Annotated in this window: 15 protein-coding genes and 3 pseudogenes; 8 read left to right on the top strand and 10 right to left on the bottom strand. The window is 64.3% G+C overall.

Annotated features, from left to right (window positions below; translation table 11 throughout):
- Nucleotides 1-402: LysR substrate-binding domain-containing protein (locus G9C89_RS21410; protein ID WP_256674351.1), on the top strand; the 402-nt coding region annotated here is incomplete at its 5' end.
- Between the two features lie 4 nt (nt 403-406).
- On the opposite strand, the pseudogene G9C89_RS21405 reads toward G9C89_RS21410, so the two are convergent.
- The 4 genes and pseudogenes from G9C89_RS21405 to G9C89_RS21390 all read right to left on the bottom strand — a co-directional run bounded on the left by G9C89_RS21405 (nt 407) and on the right by G9C89_RS21390 (nt 2,792).
- Nucleotides 407-1,071 (bottom strand): annotated as a pseudogene (locus tag G9C89_RS21405) (DUF1294 domain-containing protein).
- A gap of 39 nt (nt 1,072-1,110) precedes the next feature.
- The gene (locus G9C89_RS21400; RefSeq protein WP_390623855.1) at nt 1,111-1,362 is read right to left on the bottom strand and encodes a transposase; all 252 of its coding nucleotides are present in this window, start codon (nt 1,360-1,362) and stop codon (nt 1,111-1,113) included.
- 306 nt (nt 1,363-1,668) lie between these two features.
- On the bottom strand, nt 1,669-1,929 hold the full coding sequence (locus tag G9C89_RS21395; protein WP_172151998.1) for a DUF2790 domain-containing protein: 261 nt from the start codon (nt 1,927-1,929) through the stop codon (nt 1,669-1,671).
- A gap of 32 nt (nt 1,930-1,961) precedes the next feature.
- Nucleotides 1,962-2,792 carry an oxidoreductase gene (locus tag G9C89_RS21390; protein WP_172151996.1) on the bottom strand — a complete coding sequence of 277 codons (831 nt, stop codon included), beginning with the start codon at nt 2,790-2,792 and terminating at the stop codon, nt 1,962-1,964.
- Between the two features lie 129 nt (nt 2,793-2,921).
- On the opposite strand from G9C89_RS21390, the gene G9C89_RS21385 reads away from it, so the two are divergent.
- Nucleotides 2,922-3,821 (top strand): LysR family transcriptional regulator, encoded by a 900-nt coding sequence (locus tag G9C89_RS21385; protein WP_172151994.1) that lies wholly within the window; start codon nt 2,922-2,924, stop codon nt 3,819-3,821.
- Between the two features lie 156 nt (nt 3,822-3,977).
- On the top strand, nt 3,978-4,910 hold the full coding sequence (locus tag G9C89_RS21380) for a LysR family transcriptional regulator (RefSeq protein ID WP_172151992.1): 933 nt from the start codon (nt 3,978-3,980) through the stop codon (nt 4,908-4,910).
- A 64-nt stretch (nt 4,911-4,974) separates the two neighbouring features.
- Here G9C89_RS21380 and G9C89_RS21375 read toward each other — a convergent pair whose 3' ends face one another.
- Nucleotides 4,975-6,678 (bottom strand): ABC transporter ATP-binding protein, encoded by a 1,704-nt coding sequence (locus tag G9C89_RS21375; protein ID WP_256674352.1) that lies wholly within the window; start codon nt 6,676-6,678, stop codon nt 4,975-4,977.
- A gap of 400 nt (nt 6,679-7,078) precedes the next feature.
- Here G9C89_RS21375 and G9C89_RS21370 point away from each other — a divergent pair, with 400 nt between their 5' ends.
- From G9C89_RS21370 to G9C89_RS21355, 4 genes and pseudogenes are all read left to right on the top strand, one after another.
- Nucleotides 7,079-8,254, top strand: coding sequence for an MFS transporter (locus G9C89_RS21370; protein WP_172151988.1), 1,176 nt, complete (start codon nt 7,079-7,081; stop codon nt 8,252-8,254).
- Nucleotides 8,255-8,522: 268 nt separating this feature from the next.
- Nucleotides 8,523-8,834, top strand: coding sequence for a hypothetical protein (locus G9C89_RS21365; RefSeq protein ID WP_172151986.1), 312 nt, complete (start codon nt 8,523-8,525; stop codon nt 8,832-8,834).
- Nucleotides 8,835-8,944: 110 nt separating this feature from the next.
- Nucleotides 8,945-9,291, top strand: a pseudogene (locus G9C89_RS21360) (transposase domain-containing protein); the annotation flags it as partial.
- Nucleotides 9,292-9,579: 288 nt separating this feature from the next.
- A complete protein-coding gene (locus G9C89_RS21355; RefSeq protein WP_172151984.1) occupies nt 9,580-10,101 on the top strand; it encodes a DinB family protein in 522 nt (173 codons plus the stop codon).
- Here G9C89_RS21355 and G9C89_RS21350 read toward each other — a convergent pair.
- From G9C89_RS21350 to G9C89_RS25055, 3 genes and pseudogenes are all read right to left on the bottom strand, one after another.
- A complete protein-coding gene (locus G9C89_RS21350) occupies nt 10,098-11,015 on the bottom strand; it encodes a LysR family transcriptional regulator (protein WP_172151982.1) in 918 nt (305 codons plus the stop codon). The two genes, G9C89_RS21355 and G9C89_RS21350, sit on opposite strands and share 4 nt — an antisense overlap.
- A gap of 180 nt (nt 11,016-11,195) precedes the next feature.
- Nucleotides 11,196-11,339 (bottom strand): annotated as a pseudogene (locus G9C89_RS21345) (OprD family outer membrane porin); the annotation flags it as partial.
- Between the two features lie 9 nt (nt 11,340-11,348).
- Nucleotides 11,349-11,465, bottom strand: a complete 117-nt coding sequence (locus G9C89_RS25055; protein ID WP_218575957.1) for an OprD family porin — start codon at nt 11,463-11,465, stop codon at nt 11,349-11,351.
- A 255-nt stretch (nt 11,466-11,720) separates the two neighbouring features.
- Between G9C89_RS25055 and gcvA the strand changes: the two genes are divergently transcribed.
- Nucleotides 11,721-12,629, top strand: a complete 909-nt coding sequence (gene gcvA / locus G9C89_RS21340) for a transcriptional regulator GcvA (RefSeq protein ID WP_172151980.1) — start codon at nt 11,721-11,723, stop codon at nt 12,627-12,629.
- A gap of 95 nt (nt 12,630-12,724) precedes the next feature.
- On the opposite strand, the gene G9C89_RS21335 is transcribed toward gcvA, so the two are convergent.
- Both G9C89_RS21335 and G9C89_RS21330 read right to left on the bottom strand, forming a co-directional pair.
- Nucleotides 12,725-13,939: a CaiB/BaiF CoA transferase family protein gene (locus tag G9C89_RS21335; RefSeq protein WP_172151978.1), complete on the bottom strand. Its 1,215-nt coding sequence runs from the start codon at nt 13,937-13,939 to the stop codon at nt 12,725-12,727.
- A complete protein-coding gene (locus tag G9C89_RS21330) occupies nt 13,929-14,324 on the bottom strand; it encodes a PaaI family thioesterase (protein WP_172151976.1) in 396 nt (131 codons plus the stop codon). The genes G9C89_RS21335 and G9C89_RS21330 overlap by 11 nt, the downstream gene beginning before the upstream one ends.
- Nucleotides 14,325-14,339: the final 15 nt, after the last annotated feature.

Below are 14,339 nucleotides of genomic sequence, written 5' to 3'. Positions count from 1 at the left end.
GCCGCACCCGCCTTGCTACGGGACGCCAAGATCAGCACGCCTGACGACCTCTCAGCGCTGCCTGCCCTGGGTGCCCTGGAGGCGGACCGCAGAATTCACCTGCGCTTGCAGCATGACAGCGGGCGCGTGCAGGAAGTCGTGCTGGAAGCGCGCCTGGCCATCGAGGACTTCAGCGTACGCAAGCACGCAGCTTTGGCCGGCCTGGGCTTTACCATGCTGCCCGCGCCCCTGTGCCTGGATGAACTGGCCGGCGGCCGGCTGATCCGCCTGCTGCCTGACTGGGCGCTGCCCACCGGCAATCTGCAGGCGGTGTACACCCACAGACGCGGCATGCTGCCAGCCGTGCGCGCCTGGATCGAACATATCAGTGAAGCCTTCAGCCGCTGGGATCAGCCGGTTTAGGGTATTACAGCGGCAGGTAACGACGCAGCAGCTCACCGAACCCATGGCCATCGAGCAGCAACCAGTCAATCCATACCAGCTGATGCGCAGCGATGATCAGCCAAACCACCAGCTGATAGGACAGCTTGCGCGTCATATGTCGAAAGCACTGCTGCGCTACCAGCGCGCCAGACCAGCCGCCCAGCAATTCGAGCAGATGCGGAGCCTTTTCCGGCGTACGCCAGCGGCTAGCCTGAACGCTGGATTTATCCTGCCAGTACTGGGCAAAACTGATCAGGCTGGCCAACGGATAAGCCGCCAACACCCAGACAATCCCCGACTGCAAGAACAGCTGCAAACCGCCCATCACAGGTAGCACACAGAGTACCGCCAGCAGCAACAAACTGAGGCCGAGATGCTGAATAGCCCCACTGTCCCGCGCAGGGTTTACCTGGCGTGACTTGGCTTTGTCAACGGGGGCAACAGCGAGTTTGCCCAGGCGGGGTTTACGGCGAATAGCAGGACGATCAAGCGCGAGTTCGCCGGCTACGCGAATATGTTCTGCGCGAGCACGGCCCTGGGCATCCTTGCCTGCGATATACATGACCCGATCCCCGAAACTGGCCTGCGGTCGCCACGCATGGCGGAGATGTGCGCTAAAAGTTCTGCCCCGCCCTGCTCCGGCTGGATAAAGCCAAACCCCTTGTCGTCATTGCCGTGCGGTCCGCCTTAGGTGAATGTCGTGTGGATGGGCATCCAACACGGCCGCCGGCTCGACAGCTCCCTCCTCGCGCTCCCGGCACTGCGCCCGCAGACAATTATGCATCTGCTCAAACTGCCTTGCGCACTCTCGCGGCGAAACGTCTCGTAGACGTTATCCCAGAGAGGAAATCCCTGCGGCAGCATGCGCCTGGCGCAGCCGGTCCTGAGCACATAGCAGCAGGCATCGAGCATGCTGCGCCGGCCATGCACAGGCGGCACGCCGCGGCGTCCCCTGGGCGAGAACAGATCAGCTACCAGAGCCCACTCGGCGTCGGTCAAACTGCTGGGATAGTTTTTCTCGGCCGTCTGCCGCCGATGCACCTCGGTAGAGCCATAGCGGCGAGGCGGCTTCTCTGGCGCGGTCTGCGCGGCCACGTTGGTCTTGACGAGAATCACACCAGCCGTCTTGAGCGCCTTTCTCAGCGTCGCTGCGTGAACCGCCACATTGTTTTGTCCACACCATCTTAGGCCCCGAAAACACAGAAACCGGGGCAAGCCCGGCTTCTGTAACTGCTGGTTTGAGTCTCAGCTGCCCTGGCAGCCGCTGCCCCTTACCTGATAGCGAACCGTGTGCTGCTCGCCATTGGAGTCCTCGTAGGTTAATTCCGCAGGCACCACATGGCATGCGGCCTGGATCTCGCTATGGGACACCACGCGGGCGATATCCAGGTGCATGCCGTAGTGATAATCGACGGCCGTGTCGGACAACAGCGTGGTCGGTTGATTGGCGGCCATGGCCTGAGTGGTCATCAGCACGCCGAGTACAGAGATCAGGATGGTTTTCATCGGTCTTTCCTCCTCAAGGTTGGATGATTGCGTCAGGGCTGGAAGTCGGTGGACAGGGCCAGGTCTCTCCACTCGGTCAGCTCGCTGGCGACGAAGTGGTTCTTTTCCTCGATGCGTGCCACGGTATCGCTGCCCAGGGGCAGGCGCTGCGGCGGCTTCGGCGCGTTGACCAAGGCCAGCATGGCCTCTGCGAACTTCACCGGGTCGCCCGGTTGCGCGTGGTTGTAGTCCTTGGCAAAGCGGCGCATGGCACCGACGGTGTCGTCGTAGTCCGGCAGTTCAAGCGCGGTCTTCACCAGCGACTGCTCGTCGAGGAAGTCGGTGCGGAAGAATCCTGGCTCGACCACGGTGGCATGGATACCCAGCGGAGCGATTTCCTGGTGCAATGCCTCGGTGATGCCTTCCACCGCGAACTTGGTGGCGCCGTAGACGCCCCAGCCCATGTAGGCCTGGTAACCGCCGATTGAGGAAATGTTGATGATGTGACCGGAGCGCTGGCGACGCATGTGCGGCAGTACCGCGCGGATCACATTGAGTACACCGAATACGTTGGTGGCGAACAAGCGCTCGGTTTCGCTGGCGCTGGTCTCCTCCACCGCGCCGAGCACGCCGAAGCCCGCGTTGTTGACCAGCACATCAATGCGGCCGAAGTGTTTGACACCCTCGGCGACGGCCTGATGGGCCTCGGCCTCGTTGGTCACATCCAGACGCACGGCCAGCAGGTTAGGATGGCTGCCGAGGCGGCCCTCGATTTCTTCAGGTTTGCGAGCGGTGGCAATCACGGCATCACCGGCACGCAGAGCATGTTCTGCGATCAGCGTGCCAAAACCACGGGAAGCTCCAGTAATGAACCAAGTACGCATATCAACTCCTCCTGTCAGTGACCCTGCACCATTGCCGGGCCTTCTCGATGAGTTGACGTCACTCTAAAACCCAACTACTGATGTGATAATCCCAATAAATTCGCATGACTTTGTGAGATTATTTCACATATGAAACCCGTCTCCGCTGCCGACCTTTCGATCTTCCTGTGCATCGCCCATCACCTCAGCTTCAGCCGGGCGGCGGTGGAACTCGGGCTCTCCCCATCGGCGCTGAGTCATGCACTACGTGCGCTGGAAACTCGCCTAGGAGTCCGTCTGTTCAACCGCACCACCCGTAGCGTGGCGTTGACCGAGGCTGGCAAGCGCCTCTATACCCGGGTCAAGCCGGCGTTTCGCGATATCGACGATGCCCTAGAGGACCTCAACACCTTCCGCGATAAACCCTCGGGCAACCTGCGCATCACCGCCGGCCGCCCTGCCGCGCAATTGGTCCTGCTGCCATTGGCTAGTCGATTTCTCGAGGCCTACCCGGACGTGCGCCTGGATATCGTCACCGACGACGCCCTGGTAGACGTCGTCTCTGCCGGCTTCGACGCAGGCGTGCGCTTCGGCGAACGCTTGGAGGCGGATATGGTGTCCCTGGCCATCGGCCCCTACATGCGCTCAGTGGTGGTGGGCTCGCCGGAGTATTTCCAACGCCATGCGGCGCCGCAGAAACCGCAGGATCTGCACGGCCTGCCCTGCATCCGCCATCGTTTCCCCAGCGGCGCCTACTACCGCTGGGAGTTCGCCCGTGGTGGCATCGAGTTGGAAATCGATGTGGAAGGGCCTCTGATCCTCGGCGACGTCGACCTGATGGTCGGGCCTGCGCTGCAGGGGGTGGGTCTGGCCTACGTATTCGAGGACATGGTCAGCGAGCATCTGGCCGCCGGCAGCCTGGTTCAGGTGCTGGAGGACTGGTGCCCCTATTACCCGGGGCTGCACCTCTACTACCCGAGCCGCCGCCACGTCCCCGCTGCGCTCAAGGCCTTCATCGAGTTCACCCGAAGCGCTCTGCAACAGAACTGAGCGGCGTCAGGCTGGTGAATCCTTCCACCTGCGCGTTTACTAGTATGGTAGGTGTAATTCCAGCTAGGCCCGCTGCATGCCCCTTGAAGTTCATCTGCATAATCGGCGCGGTGGCAATGACGTACATTCGGCCCCCCATCAATGCCGGAGCACCACATGCGCCAAGACCACCTGGACGGATTGCTAACCTTTATCGCCGTCGCCGAGGAGAAGGGCTTTTCCGCTGCAGCGGTGAAGCTGGGCGTCTCGCCCTCGGCGGTGAGCCAGAACATTCGCAACCTTGAGCAGCGCCTCGGCCTGGTGCTGTTCAACCGCACTACCCGCAGCGTCAGCCTGACCGAGATCGGAGAGCGTTACTTGGAGCGGGTGCAACCGGCGTTGGAGCAACTGACCTCTGCCTCACGGGAGCTAGGTCGTGAAGCCGATCACCCGGCCGGGCTACTGCGCGTCAATGTCCCGCGCGCCGCTTACCTGATCGTGCTGCAGCCGGTGCTGCGCCGCTTCATGGAGGCCTATCCGGAAATCAACCTGGAGCTGCGCGTGGAAAACCTGCTGGCGGACATCGTCGCTCAGGGGTTCGACGCCGGTATACGCTTCGGCAATCTGGTCGAAAAGGATATGGTCGCGCTGCCGGTCGGGCCGCCACTGCAGGCGCAGATCATCGCCTCCCCCGACTATCTGGCGCGGCGCGGTACGCCTGAACATCCGCGCGACCTGCTCGAACATGACTGCATCGGTTTCCGCCATACCACCAGCGGTCAGATTGAGCGCTGGGCCTTCGCCCGCGACGAGGAGAAATTCGACCTGCTGGTCAAGGGCCGCCTGATCCTCAACGACTCCGAGATCCTCGTGCGTACGGTACTCGAGGGCCTCGGCATCGCGTACATGATCAACGGCTACATCGAGTCCCTGCTCGAACACGGCCGGCTGGTCCGCCTGCTGCCGGAGTGGAGTCCGGACCTGCCTGCACTGCATCTGTACTACCCGAACCGGCGCCGAGTCCCGGCCAAGCTGCGAGCCCTGATCGACTTTCTGCGTAACGAGCGGGGTGCCGTGCCACAACAAATAGAAGCGCCGCTGATTATGTAGCCATCCAGAAAGAGTTGTCAGGCATACCCTCACCCCATCCCTCTCCCAGAGGGAGAGGGTGTACTCAGAGCGCACGGCTCGCGCTAGTTTCGCTGGCCTTCCCCGCCTCCATCCACAGCACCCGGTCCGCCGCCAGTATCGCCGCCGGTCGGTGGGCGATGACGATGCGCGTCTGCTGCGGGCGCAGCGCGGTGATGCTGGCCAGCACCCGGGCCTCGGTCTGCGGATCGAGCGCCGAGGTTGCCTCGTCCAGCAGCAATAGCGGTGCATCCACCAGCAACGCGCGCGCCAGTGCCAGGCGCTGACGTTGGCCGCCGGACAGGCGAGCGCCGTAGGCACCGACCTGGGTGTCGTAGCCCTGGGGCAGTTGCATGATGAAGTCATGTGCGCAGGCGGCCTTGGCCGCGGCTATCACCTCCTCCAGACTGGCCGTCGGCCGCGAATAGCCGATGTTGTCGCGGATCGAGCGGTTCAGCAGCATCGGCTCCTGAGACACCACCGCCACGTGCTGGCGCAAGGCTGCCAGGGGCAACGTGGCGATGTCGTGGCCGTCCAACAGGATGCGTCCGTGACGCGGGCTGTAGAAGCGCTGCAACAGGCGGGCGACGGTGGATTTGCCAGAGCCACTGGCGCCGGCGATGGCCAGCGTTTCCCCAGGGCGAACATAGAGATCGAGACCGTCGAGCACGCGCGACTCCGTCGCTGGGTAGGCGAAGGTCACCCCCTCGAACACCACCTCGCCGCGCCAGGGTGCGGCATGCGGCACCCGGCCAGCGGTCTCCTCGCTGGGCAGTGCGGTCAGCATCAGGGCATCGGCTGCATCCTCCAGGCCCTTCTGCGCCACCCGCAGGTTTTCCCCGAAACCGCGCAGGTAGCCGGCCATCAACAGGAAGGAGGTCACCGCGAAGGCCACGTCGCCGGCGCCCGTCTCTCCGCGCGTCCAGGTGTACAGCGCCACGCCGCTCAACCCGGTGAGCAGCAGCAACAGCAGCAGATTCTGCACCAGGCCGAGGTCGACGAAGCGGCGCCAGGCCATGGCCGAGGACGCGCCCCAGACGCCGGCGACTTCGGCCATGTAGTTGCGCTCGCGCCCCTCGGCGGAGAAGCCCTTGATCGTCACGCTGGCAGACAATACATCGGCCACCAGGCCGCTGAGCTGGCTGTCGGTGGCATTAGCCTGCAGGCTCGCCGGGCGAATCCAGTGCATGCCCACCAGCAGGTTGCTGGCGACAAAGACCATCGCCACCAGCAGTGCAAGCACCCCGGCCAGCGGCTCGCGCCAGCCGATCATCAGGATCAGCCCGAGCAGCACCACCAGCGCCGGCCCCAAGTGAATGGTGACGGCGTCGGTGACCGCATCGTAGCCCTCCATCGCCCGGCGCAGGCGCCGCACGGTATCGCCCGTGGCTTGGGTTGCATGCCAGTCGGCCGGTGCCGACAGCACGTGCTCGAAGCCCTGCAGCAGTACCGCCTGCATGTTGCGAGCAGCCAGAGGAATCCACAGGCGGTGGGCCAGGTTGCGGCTGACGGCGAAGCCGGCGAAAGCTACCAGCAACAGCGTCCAGCTCTGCCACACGGTCGCCCTGTCGGCGCTATCGGCGACGCTTTCGATCAGTTGCGCCGAGGCCCAGGGCAGCAGCAGGTCGAAGCCGGTGGCCGCCAGCGTCAGACTGAGGCCGAGAAAGAAGTAACCGCGACGGCGTAGCCACAGGCTGGCCACGAAACCGAGCACTTGGCGATAGGCTATGGGTCTGACATGCACATCCATCACGGGTTACCTCTTGGGCGAATTTAGACTGGGGTGGCTCCTCTTTTCGGCCCGTGGGCTGTCGCCCGGGGTTGGCGCATGGTCGATGCCGACGCTCGATCAGGCAATACGGGCGGCGCTGTAGAGGCTTTGAAGTGCCGCTTACGAATGCTTCGATTGATCACTTACGCTTCAAGACGCCTGGCCATCTGCACGCCATTTCCCTGCTGGATATTGCCCCTGTACGTCGAGCTGCTACCGACGGCTAATAGCTCACCACGCTGGTTTTGCGGCTGGCTCTACGCGCGCGGCCAGTCGCTTGAGCCGAGCTCAAGCGAGGCTGAGTTCTTGTCGCTTGAGGACCGAGCGCTGCACCGCCTAGCGTGAGCCAACGCAAGCCCTCGGTAATACGGAGCCGCCCATGCAGGCAGCCAAGGCCGGCCTGTCCCCGACCACCATCTTCACCCTGGCCATCTGCTGCGGCCTGTCGGTCGCAACCGTCTACTACAACCAGGCGATGCTGCCGCTGATCGGGCAGAGCTTCGGCATTTCCGCCGTGCATGTCGGGCAGATCGCCATGCTCACCCAGATCGGCTATGCGTTCGGCCTGCTGCTGTTCGTACCACTCGGCGACCGCCTGCAGCGCAAGACTCTGATCTTGGTGATGCTCGCTTTCAATGCGCTGAGCCTGGTCGCCTCCGCACTGGCACCCAGTTTCGTTCTGCTGCTGGTGGCCAGTGCGGCGCTGGGGCTGTCGGCCATCAGCGCACAGATCATCATTCCGGCCGCTACCGTGCTGGCCGCCCCGGCGCAGCGTGGCCAAGTGCTGGGCATGATGGTCAGCGGCCTGTCGGCCGGTGGCTTGCTGGCCCGTGCACTAAGTGGCGTGGTCAGCACCTGGCTGGGCTGGCGCGGCATGTATCTGCTCGCCGCCGGGCTGAACCTGCTGCTGGCGCTGGCGATCTTCGCTCGAATGCCGACCAGCGTGCCATCCAGCCAGCAACGCTACCTGGCGCTGATGCGCTCGTTGTGGGACCTGCTGCGGCAGTACTCGACGCTGCGCTGGTCCGCGCTGATCGGCGCCCTGACCTTCGGCGCGCTGAACGTGTTCTGGGGCGCCATGGCCTCGCTTCTCGCCCAGCCGACCTACGGCTACAGCAGCGCCCAGGCCGGGCTGTTCGGCCTGTCGGCGGTGTTCGGTATCCTCTGCTCCGCCTACCTGGGCAGGCTGACCGCACGCCACGGAATGCGCCTGAGCTACACCGGGGCGCTCGTCTTGCTGATCACTTACGCCGGGCTCTACTTTGCCGGAGAGCTCGGCTGGTGGTGGCTCATTCTGCTGGTCGCCAGCAGCATCGACCTGGGCAACCGGGCCAATCAACTGGCCAGCCAGACCCGCGCCCTCGCTTTGGCACCGGAGGCGGTAAGCCGTCTGAATACGGTGTTCATGGTGGCCTACTTCTGTGGCGGTGCGCTGGGATCGATGCTCGGTTCCGCCGCGGCCGGGCATTACGGCTGGCAGGGGCTTGGGCTGGCCGGGGGCTCGTTCGCGCTGGTCGCGTTGCTGGCGATCTTCGCAGGCAGAAAGGTTCGCTGAGCCGCTCTCGCCAGCGTCCAGCGGCCGGTCGCCGCGAGCCGAACCTGGAAGAACGATCATGGCCAACGCTCCATGAGTTGACTGCAACGCCGAGAGAATCAGGCAAAAAGTCGGCATTTATCAGATAACGCCAATTCATATCCAAAATTAATCTGAACCCATGCAGAGAACGGGACCGCCCCGCTGCAACGGGTACTCAGAGCGACGCCTGTCACACAATGCCCTGACCGCCCCGGATACCAACATTTTGATAACCGGAGTCACCACCATGAAAAAGTTCAGCTTCCTGATCCTCAGCGCCACCCTGATCGCTGCAAGCGCCAATTTACATGCCGCCTATGGCAAGGAACAGCCAATCATCGGAGAGGCTCACGGCAGCCAGAGCAGCCAACCGCTGCCCACCGTCGCCGAGGACGGCTCCTCCCGCACTCCCGGCATGCGCCAGATCGCCGAAGGCGGTTCCGAGCGTACCCCGGGCATGCGCCAGATCGCCGAAGGCGGTTCCGAGCGCACTCCGGGCATCCGCCAGATCGCCGAAGGCGGCTCCGACCGTCTGCGCGAACGCAACCGTGTCGCGTAAGCAGCTCCTGTAACCCAGATGATAGTCGTAATGCTGTTCACTTAAGCATTTGAGTCTCAGCGGGCCGTTTCCCGACAATCCGATGCCAGGACTCTGGCATCGGATTTTTTATGACTTTCCAACAGCATCTGCTCGATCTGGGCGACCTGCTCAACTTTTCCGATCTGTGTACCTTTACTCAGAACATCCCTGTCGGGCGGGTGGAATCCGCGCTGTGTCTTTCCACGCAAGCATCCATACGTCGACGGCGTCTGCCCAGTGATCAGGTGCTTTGGTTGGTGCTCGGTATGGCGTTGTTCCGTGACGAGCCTGTGCATGAAGGTGGCGCGGCGTCTGAACATCTCAGGGGCTGGCCTCTAGCGACCTGCTGGCCAGAAGTGGCGTCACCGCGGCCCGCAAACGGCTTGGCGCCGATCCCGTACACTGGCTGTTCCGCATAACCGGCGGCCAATTTGGGATGCGAGCGCTATTAGGACCGTGATCGCGCTGGTGCCCTTAGGGTGGGTGCCAGGGACTGAGCGTCCAACCAAGTAAGCCTCTCGTTCCATCCCCGCGCACCTACAGTCGCCATCGATCTTTATCTCGTGCCCCATGGCGGAGCGATCCGCGCCGGGCGTTTTCGTTTGCGGGCGAGAATCCGTCGACCTTGCCAGGCGTATGGTCTATACCCAGTATTCACATGCAAAGCCTACCTGGAGAAACCAACCGAAGGACACCTACCACTCCGCCTCTGGGAGGACACCCGATGATCAACGTCGCCACGGCCAGCATGCTCAGCCAGTACAGGCGCTGGGCCGATAAGGTCTTCTTTGACAGCCTCGCCACCCTGCCCGCCGAAGAACTCGGCAAGGAGCGCGCCGGTCCGCTCAAGAGCATGATTGCCACCCTCAACCACGTGCATGTGGTCGACCGTATCTGGCAGGCCCATCTGCAGCGCCGGGAGCACGGCTTCAAGACGCGAATGGAAGTGCCCTACCCGGAGTTCGCCGACCTGCGTCGCGCACAGGAGGAAATCAACGACTGGTTCATCGCGTGGAGCACGCAGCAAACCGATGAATCACTGAACGAACTCATCACCTTCACCTTCGTCTCCGGCGCGCGTAGCGCCATGACGGCCGGCGCCATGTTGTTGCATGTGGTCAACCACGCGAACTATCACCGCGGCTGGGTGGTGCAGATGTACTTCGAGATTCCCGCCAAGCCGCCCATGACCGACCTTTCCGTGTATCTCACGGAGGTCCGTGACGACTCTGCCACGGCCTGTTAGCCGCCGGGCGTCGGCGCGGACATGTGCTCGACGATCTTGCTCCTGAGCCAGCGCTCGGCGGGGTCATTGTCGGTCACCCCGCTCCAGACCATGGACAGGTCGGAGGTGACGATGGGGAATGGCGGGTCGTCGGCACGCAGCCCGGTGCCTTCGATCAGTGCCGCCGCGGCATAGTCGGGCACCGAGGCGAGCAGTTCGGTACCCGCCAGGATGGAGCGCAGCCCACTGAACTGCGGCACCGCCAGCACGACCCGGCGTGAGCGGCCCAACCGGGCCAGGTCGTTGTCGATATTGCCGCTCAGATCGCCGGAGAACGACACCAGCGCATGGGGGCGCGCGCAGTATTCATCCAGGGTCAGCGCACCGGGGCGATCATCCCCGCGCAGGACATTGACGCGCAGGTCGCGTAGCTTCCTGCGCTTGGCATTGGCCGGCAACTCGGTGGTGTAGCTGACACCGACGGAGATCTCCCCCGAGCCCAGCATCGCCGACATCAGCAGGAAGTTGACCCGGCGCACCACGATCACCACCTCGGGCGCCTCTTCGCGCATCTGCTTGAGCAGGGCCGGGAACAGGCCAAACTCGGCATCGTCCGACAGGCCGATACGGAAGGTATCGCGATTGGTCGCGGGGTTGAACTCCCGGGCTCGGCTGACGGCGCAGGAAATGGTATCCATGGCCGGCTGCAACTCCTTGAGGATCGCCAGGGCGCGCGCCGTGGGCTCGAAAACGCGGCCGTTGCGCACCAGCAGGGGATCATCGAACAGATCGCGCAGGCGGGCCAGGGCAGCGCTGACCGCAGGCTGGCCGAGAAACAGCTTCTCCGCGGCACGGGTCAGGTTCTTCTCGAACATCAGGGTTTCGAAAATCACCAGCAGGTTCATGTCGACGCGACGCAGGTCGTTCCTGTTCATCCGAGGCCCCTCGCAGGTTTCAGCGTACTTCAGTAAAGCAGCAAGTCGCATGCCTGTGGCGGGCGCGAAATATATGGAAAAGGTCGCCGAACGACGCCGGCATCCCGCTGGCCCTGTCAGGGCCCACGCAACGCCAGCAAGTCGAGTTTCGCCGGCTCGGCCTTGCTTAGCCCTTTGCCCTTACCAGAGCGGCAGGCTGTAGCTGAGGATCGGCCGGTGCTCGTCGATATCGCTGCCGAAGTTGTTGCGGCTCGTGGCGTTGCTCCACTTCAGCGAGCCGCTCTGGATAACGTAGCCCAGGTCGGTGTTGCGTTCCCACTCCTCGGCCTTGCTCTATCCGGCGCCGGCGTGGCGCAAGTCGCGGTTGAAGTAGAAGTTGCGCAGCTCCAGGCTGGCCTTGGAACCCGCGAGCAGCTCGGCCTGCACCGGTGCGCTGGCCGCCAGCACCATCTCCCCAGAAGGACCAGGACGCAGCGGGACAGTGTGAAACAGGGGCGAACGGAAGGAATAGGGTCGAGCGCTGCGACCCGCTTTGCAGTCGTCATGGAGCGGTACTCTCTTGCTGTTGTGATGGCGTCCGCGGCGAAGCCAAGGAGGCTTCGGAGCGCGTGGCAAGCGATTAAAATGAGCCATTGGCTTGAGTTTTTATCAAGCTTAACTAGAGTAAGATGCGTGCCGTCCGCCGACTCCGACAAGAAGATTGCAATGAAGGACAAACTGCCTCCCCTCAATGCCATACGGGCTTTCGAAGCCGTCGCTCGTCATTTGAGCATCACCGTTGCCGCCGATGAACTGAATGTCACGCCAGGCGCCGTATCGCGGCAGATCCGCAGCCTGGAAGAATTCATGGAGCAGCCGCTGTTTATCCGCGGCCACCGGCAGATCACCCTCACTCCCGCCGGCAAGCAGTACTTCAATGCCGTGGCCCGGATCATCGAGGAGCTGCGCAGCGCCACGCGCAAGCTGAAACGGCCGCCGAAGCGCCGGCAGATCAAGGTACGCGCCTACACCACCTTCGCCATGCAGTGGCTGATCCCGCGTCTGGCCAGCTTCCACCAAGAGCACCCGAAGATCGAGGTGCTGCTGACCGCCTCGCTGGACCCAGTGGACTTCCACAACGAAGACCTGGACGCGGCCATCCGCCTCGGTTCCGGCGACTGGCCCAACTGCAACTGCTACGTGCTCAGCGACAACGTCCTGGCGCCGGTGTGCAGTCCCGCCCTGCTCGATTCGGAGCCGGGCCTGCATGCGCCGGCCGACGTGGCCGAGTACAGCATGCTGCACTCCCTCGCCCGCCCCGACGACTGGACACACTGGCTGGAGGCCACCGGCGTCATCGGCCAGGTGGATGCGCGTGCAGGCATGAGCTACCAGAGTTCGTCGATGGCCTACGCGGCCGCCGTCGGCGGTCAGGGCATCGCCATGGCCCAGCTGTTCCTGGTGGAGAAGGAGCTGCGCGAGGGCACGCTGGTGCGGCCCTTCGCCCAGTCGGTGGACATGGGCGCCTACACCTACTACCTGCTGACGCCCAAGCACAGAGCCGAAAGTGAAGACATGACCACCTTCCGCCTGTGGCTGCTGGAGCAGGCGCGCCTGACCCGCAACGCGAGCTGAACGCCCTGCCACTCAGACCGCTCGGCCGCTCCCCTGAAAAGTACGACGCCGCCCCGGAATATCCGGCGCGGCGTCGTCATTTATGGCTGGAGCTATTAGGAGGCCGCGACAGCCCGCCGCTCGCGCAACGCGCCGCTACTCGCCAGCGCCTCGATCTCGGCGTCGCTGAAGGCGAAGCTCTGCAGCACCGTGCGCGAATGCTCGCCCAGATCCGGCGCCGGCCGGTAGGGTTCGGCCGCCGCCTCGGCGCTGTTCACCGGGAAGCCCACCGTGCGCAGGGTACCGTGCCGGGGGTGCTCGACCGGCGCCAGCACGCCGTTCTCAGCCAGTTGCGGGTGATCGAGCAGGTCGCCGTAGTTGGCCACCTTGGCGCAGAGAATGTCGGCGCCGCGCAACACCTGCAGCCAGTGCGCGGTCGGCTGGGTGACGAACACGTGGTTGAGCGCGGTCTGCATCTCCGCACGGTGTTTCACCCGCTGGCCGGAGCTGACGAAGCGCGGATCCTCCACCCACTCGGCATGGCCGAGCACGCTGCACAGGCGCTCCCAGCGGTTGCCGTTGTAGGCCGCCACCATGATCCAGCCGTCGGCGGTCTGGAACGCCTCGTTGGGCGCCGCATAGGGCGCCGCACTGCCGATGGGGGTCGGTAGTGCGCCATCGCGCAGGTAGCTGGTGATCGACGATTGCTGCAGCGCCAGGGCCGAGTTCATCAGGTTGACGTCCAGATGCCCGCCCTGGCCGTCGCGCTGGCGCGCCTGCAGCTTGGCGAGGATGGCCATGCAGGCCATGTAGCCGGTCACCACGTCCACCACCGGCGCCTGCACCTTGCACGGCGGCGCGCCCGGCAGGCCGATCAGGCTCATCAACCCGGAATCGGCCTGCAGGATGCCGTCGACGCCTGCGCGGTCGGCGTAGGGGCCTTGCTGGCCGTAGGCGGAAATGGAGCAGTAGACCAGTGCCGGATTGAACTCGGCCAGGGCCTCGTAACCCAGGCCGAGCCGGGCCATCACCCCCGGGCGCATGCTCTCGATCAGCACGTCGGCCTCGGCCACCATGCGCTGCACGATGGCCAGGCTGTCCGGGTGCTTGAGATCCAGGCAGACGCCGAGTTTACCGCGATTGAAGCCGTGGTAGAGCGCGCTGTCGGCGCCGACCCAGGCGGGGCCGAGGGTGCGGCCCAGCTCGCCTTCCGGCGGTTCGATCTTGATCACCCGCGCGCCCATGTCGGCCAGCAGCATGGTGCAGGTCGGCCCCGCGGCGATCTGGGTGAAGTCCAGCACCGTCAGGCCTTGCAAGGCATCACGCAGCATGGCGGCGCCCTCCCTGCTTGAAGGTGCCCTGGGCGGTAGCCAGTAGCTCGCCGTCCGCCGTGGCCAGGCTGGCTTCGGCGAAGTACAGGCTGCGTCCCCGGCGGTTGACCCGGCCTCTGGCGATCACGCTGCCTTCGCGGGCCGCGCTGAGGTAGGCGATGTTGAGCATCACGGTCACCCCGTGCACCTCCTCCTCGCCCTCGCCCGCATGCAGCCCGGCGTAACCGCAGGCGGCATCCAGCAGGGTGGCGATCAGCCCGCCATGGAGCATGCCCTGGCGGTTCAGGTGGCGGACCTCGATGGGCATGCGAAACTCGGTTTCGCCGGGCGCCCAGTGGGCCAGCTCGACGCCAAGGCTCTGCAGAAACGGGTTGTGCAAGTGCATGTCTACCTCCAGGGG

Origin of the sequence: Pseudomonas tumuqii, assembly GCF_013184545.1 — a bacterium.
Lineage (GTDB): Bacteria > Pseudomonadota > Gammaproteobacteria > Pseudomonadales > Pseudomonadaceae > Aquipseudomonas > Aquipseudomonas tumuqii.
Note: the sequence above shows the minus strand (reverse complement) of the source record. Positions and strands in the feature narration are given on the sequence as shown.

What these genes read in the sequence shown, in the direction of transcription:
- G9C89_RS21370 (WP_172151988.1), top strand. Translation starts at nt 7,079, where the DNA reads ATGCAGGCAGCCAAGGCCGGCCTGTCCCCGACCACCATCTTCACCCTG.
- G9C89_RS25055 (WP_218575957.1), bottom strand. Translation starts at nt 11,465, where the DNA reads ATGGTGCTGGCGGCCAGCGCACCGGTGCAGGCCGAGCTGCTCGCGGGT.
- G9C89_RS21395 (WP_172151998.1), bottom strand. Translation starts at nt 1,929, where the DNA reads ATGAAAACCATCCTGATCTCTGTACTCGGCGTGCTGATGACCACTCAG.
- G9C89_RS21380 (WP_172151992.1), top strand. Translation starts at nt 3,978, where the DNA reads ATGCGCCAAGACCACCTGGACGGATTGCTAACCTTTATCGCCGTCGCC.
- gcvA (WP_172151980.1), top strand. Translation starts at nt 11,721, where the DNA reads ATGAAGGACAAACTGCCTCCCCTCAATGCCATACGGGCTTTCGAAGCC.
- G9C89_RS21355 (WP_172151984.1), top strand. Translation starts at nt 9,580, where the DNA reads ATGATCAACGTCGCCACGGCCAGCATGCTCAGCCAGTACAGGCGCTGG.
- G9C89_RS21330 (WP_172151976.1), bottom strand. Translation starts at nt 14,324, where the DNA reads ATGCACTTGCACAACCCGTTTCTGCAGAGCCTTGGCGTCGAGCTGGCC.
- G9C89_RS21335 (WP_172151978.1), bottom strand. Translation starts at nt 13,939, where the DNA reads ATGCTGCGTGATGCCTTGCAAGGCCTGACGGTGCTGGACTTCACCCAG.
- G9C89_RS21375 (WP_256674352.1), bottom strand. Translation starts at nt 6,678, where the DNA reads ATGGATGTGCATGTCAGACCCATAGCCTATCGCCAAGTGCTCGGTTTC.
- G9C89_RS21390 (WP_172151996.1), bottom strand. Translation starts at nt 2,792, where the DNA reads ATGCGTACTTGGTTCATTACTGGAGCTTCCCGTGGTTTTGGCACGCTG.
- G9C89_RS21350 (WP_172151982.1), bottom strand. Translation starts at nt 11,015, where the DNA reads ATGAACAGGAACGACCTGCGTCGCGTCGACATGAACCTGCTGGTGATT.
- G9C89_RS21365 (WP_172151986.1), top strand. Translation starts at nt 8,523, where the DNA reads ATGAAAAAGTTCAGCTTCCTGATCCTCAGCGCCACCCTGATCGCTGCA.
- G9C89_RS21385 (WP_172151994.1), top strand. Translation starts at nt 2,922, where the DNA reads ATGAAACCCGTCTCCGCTGCCGACCTTTCGATCTTCCTGTGCATCGCC.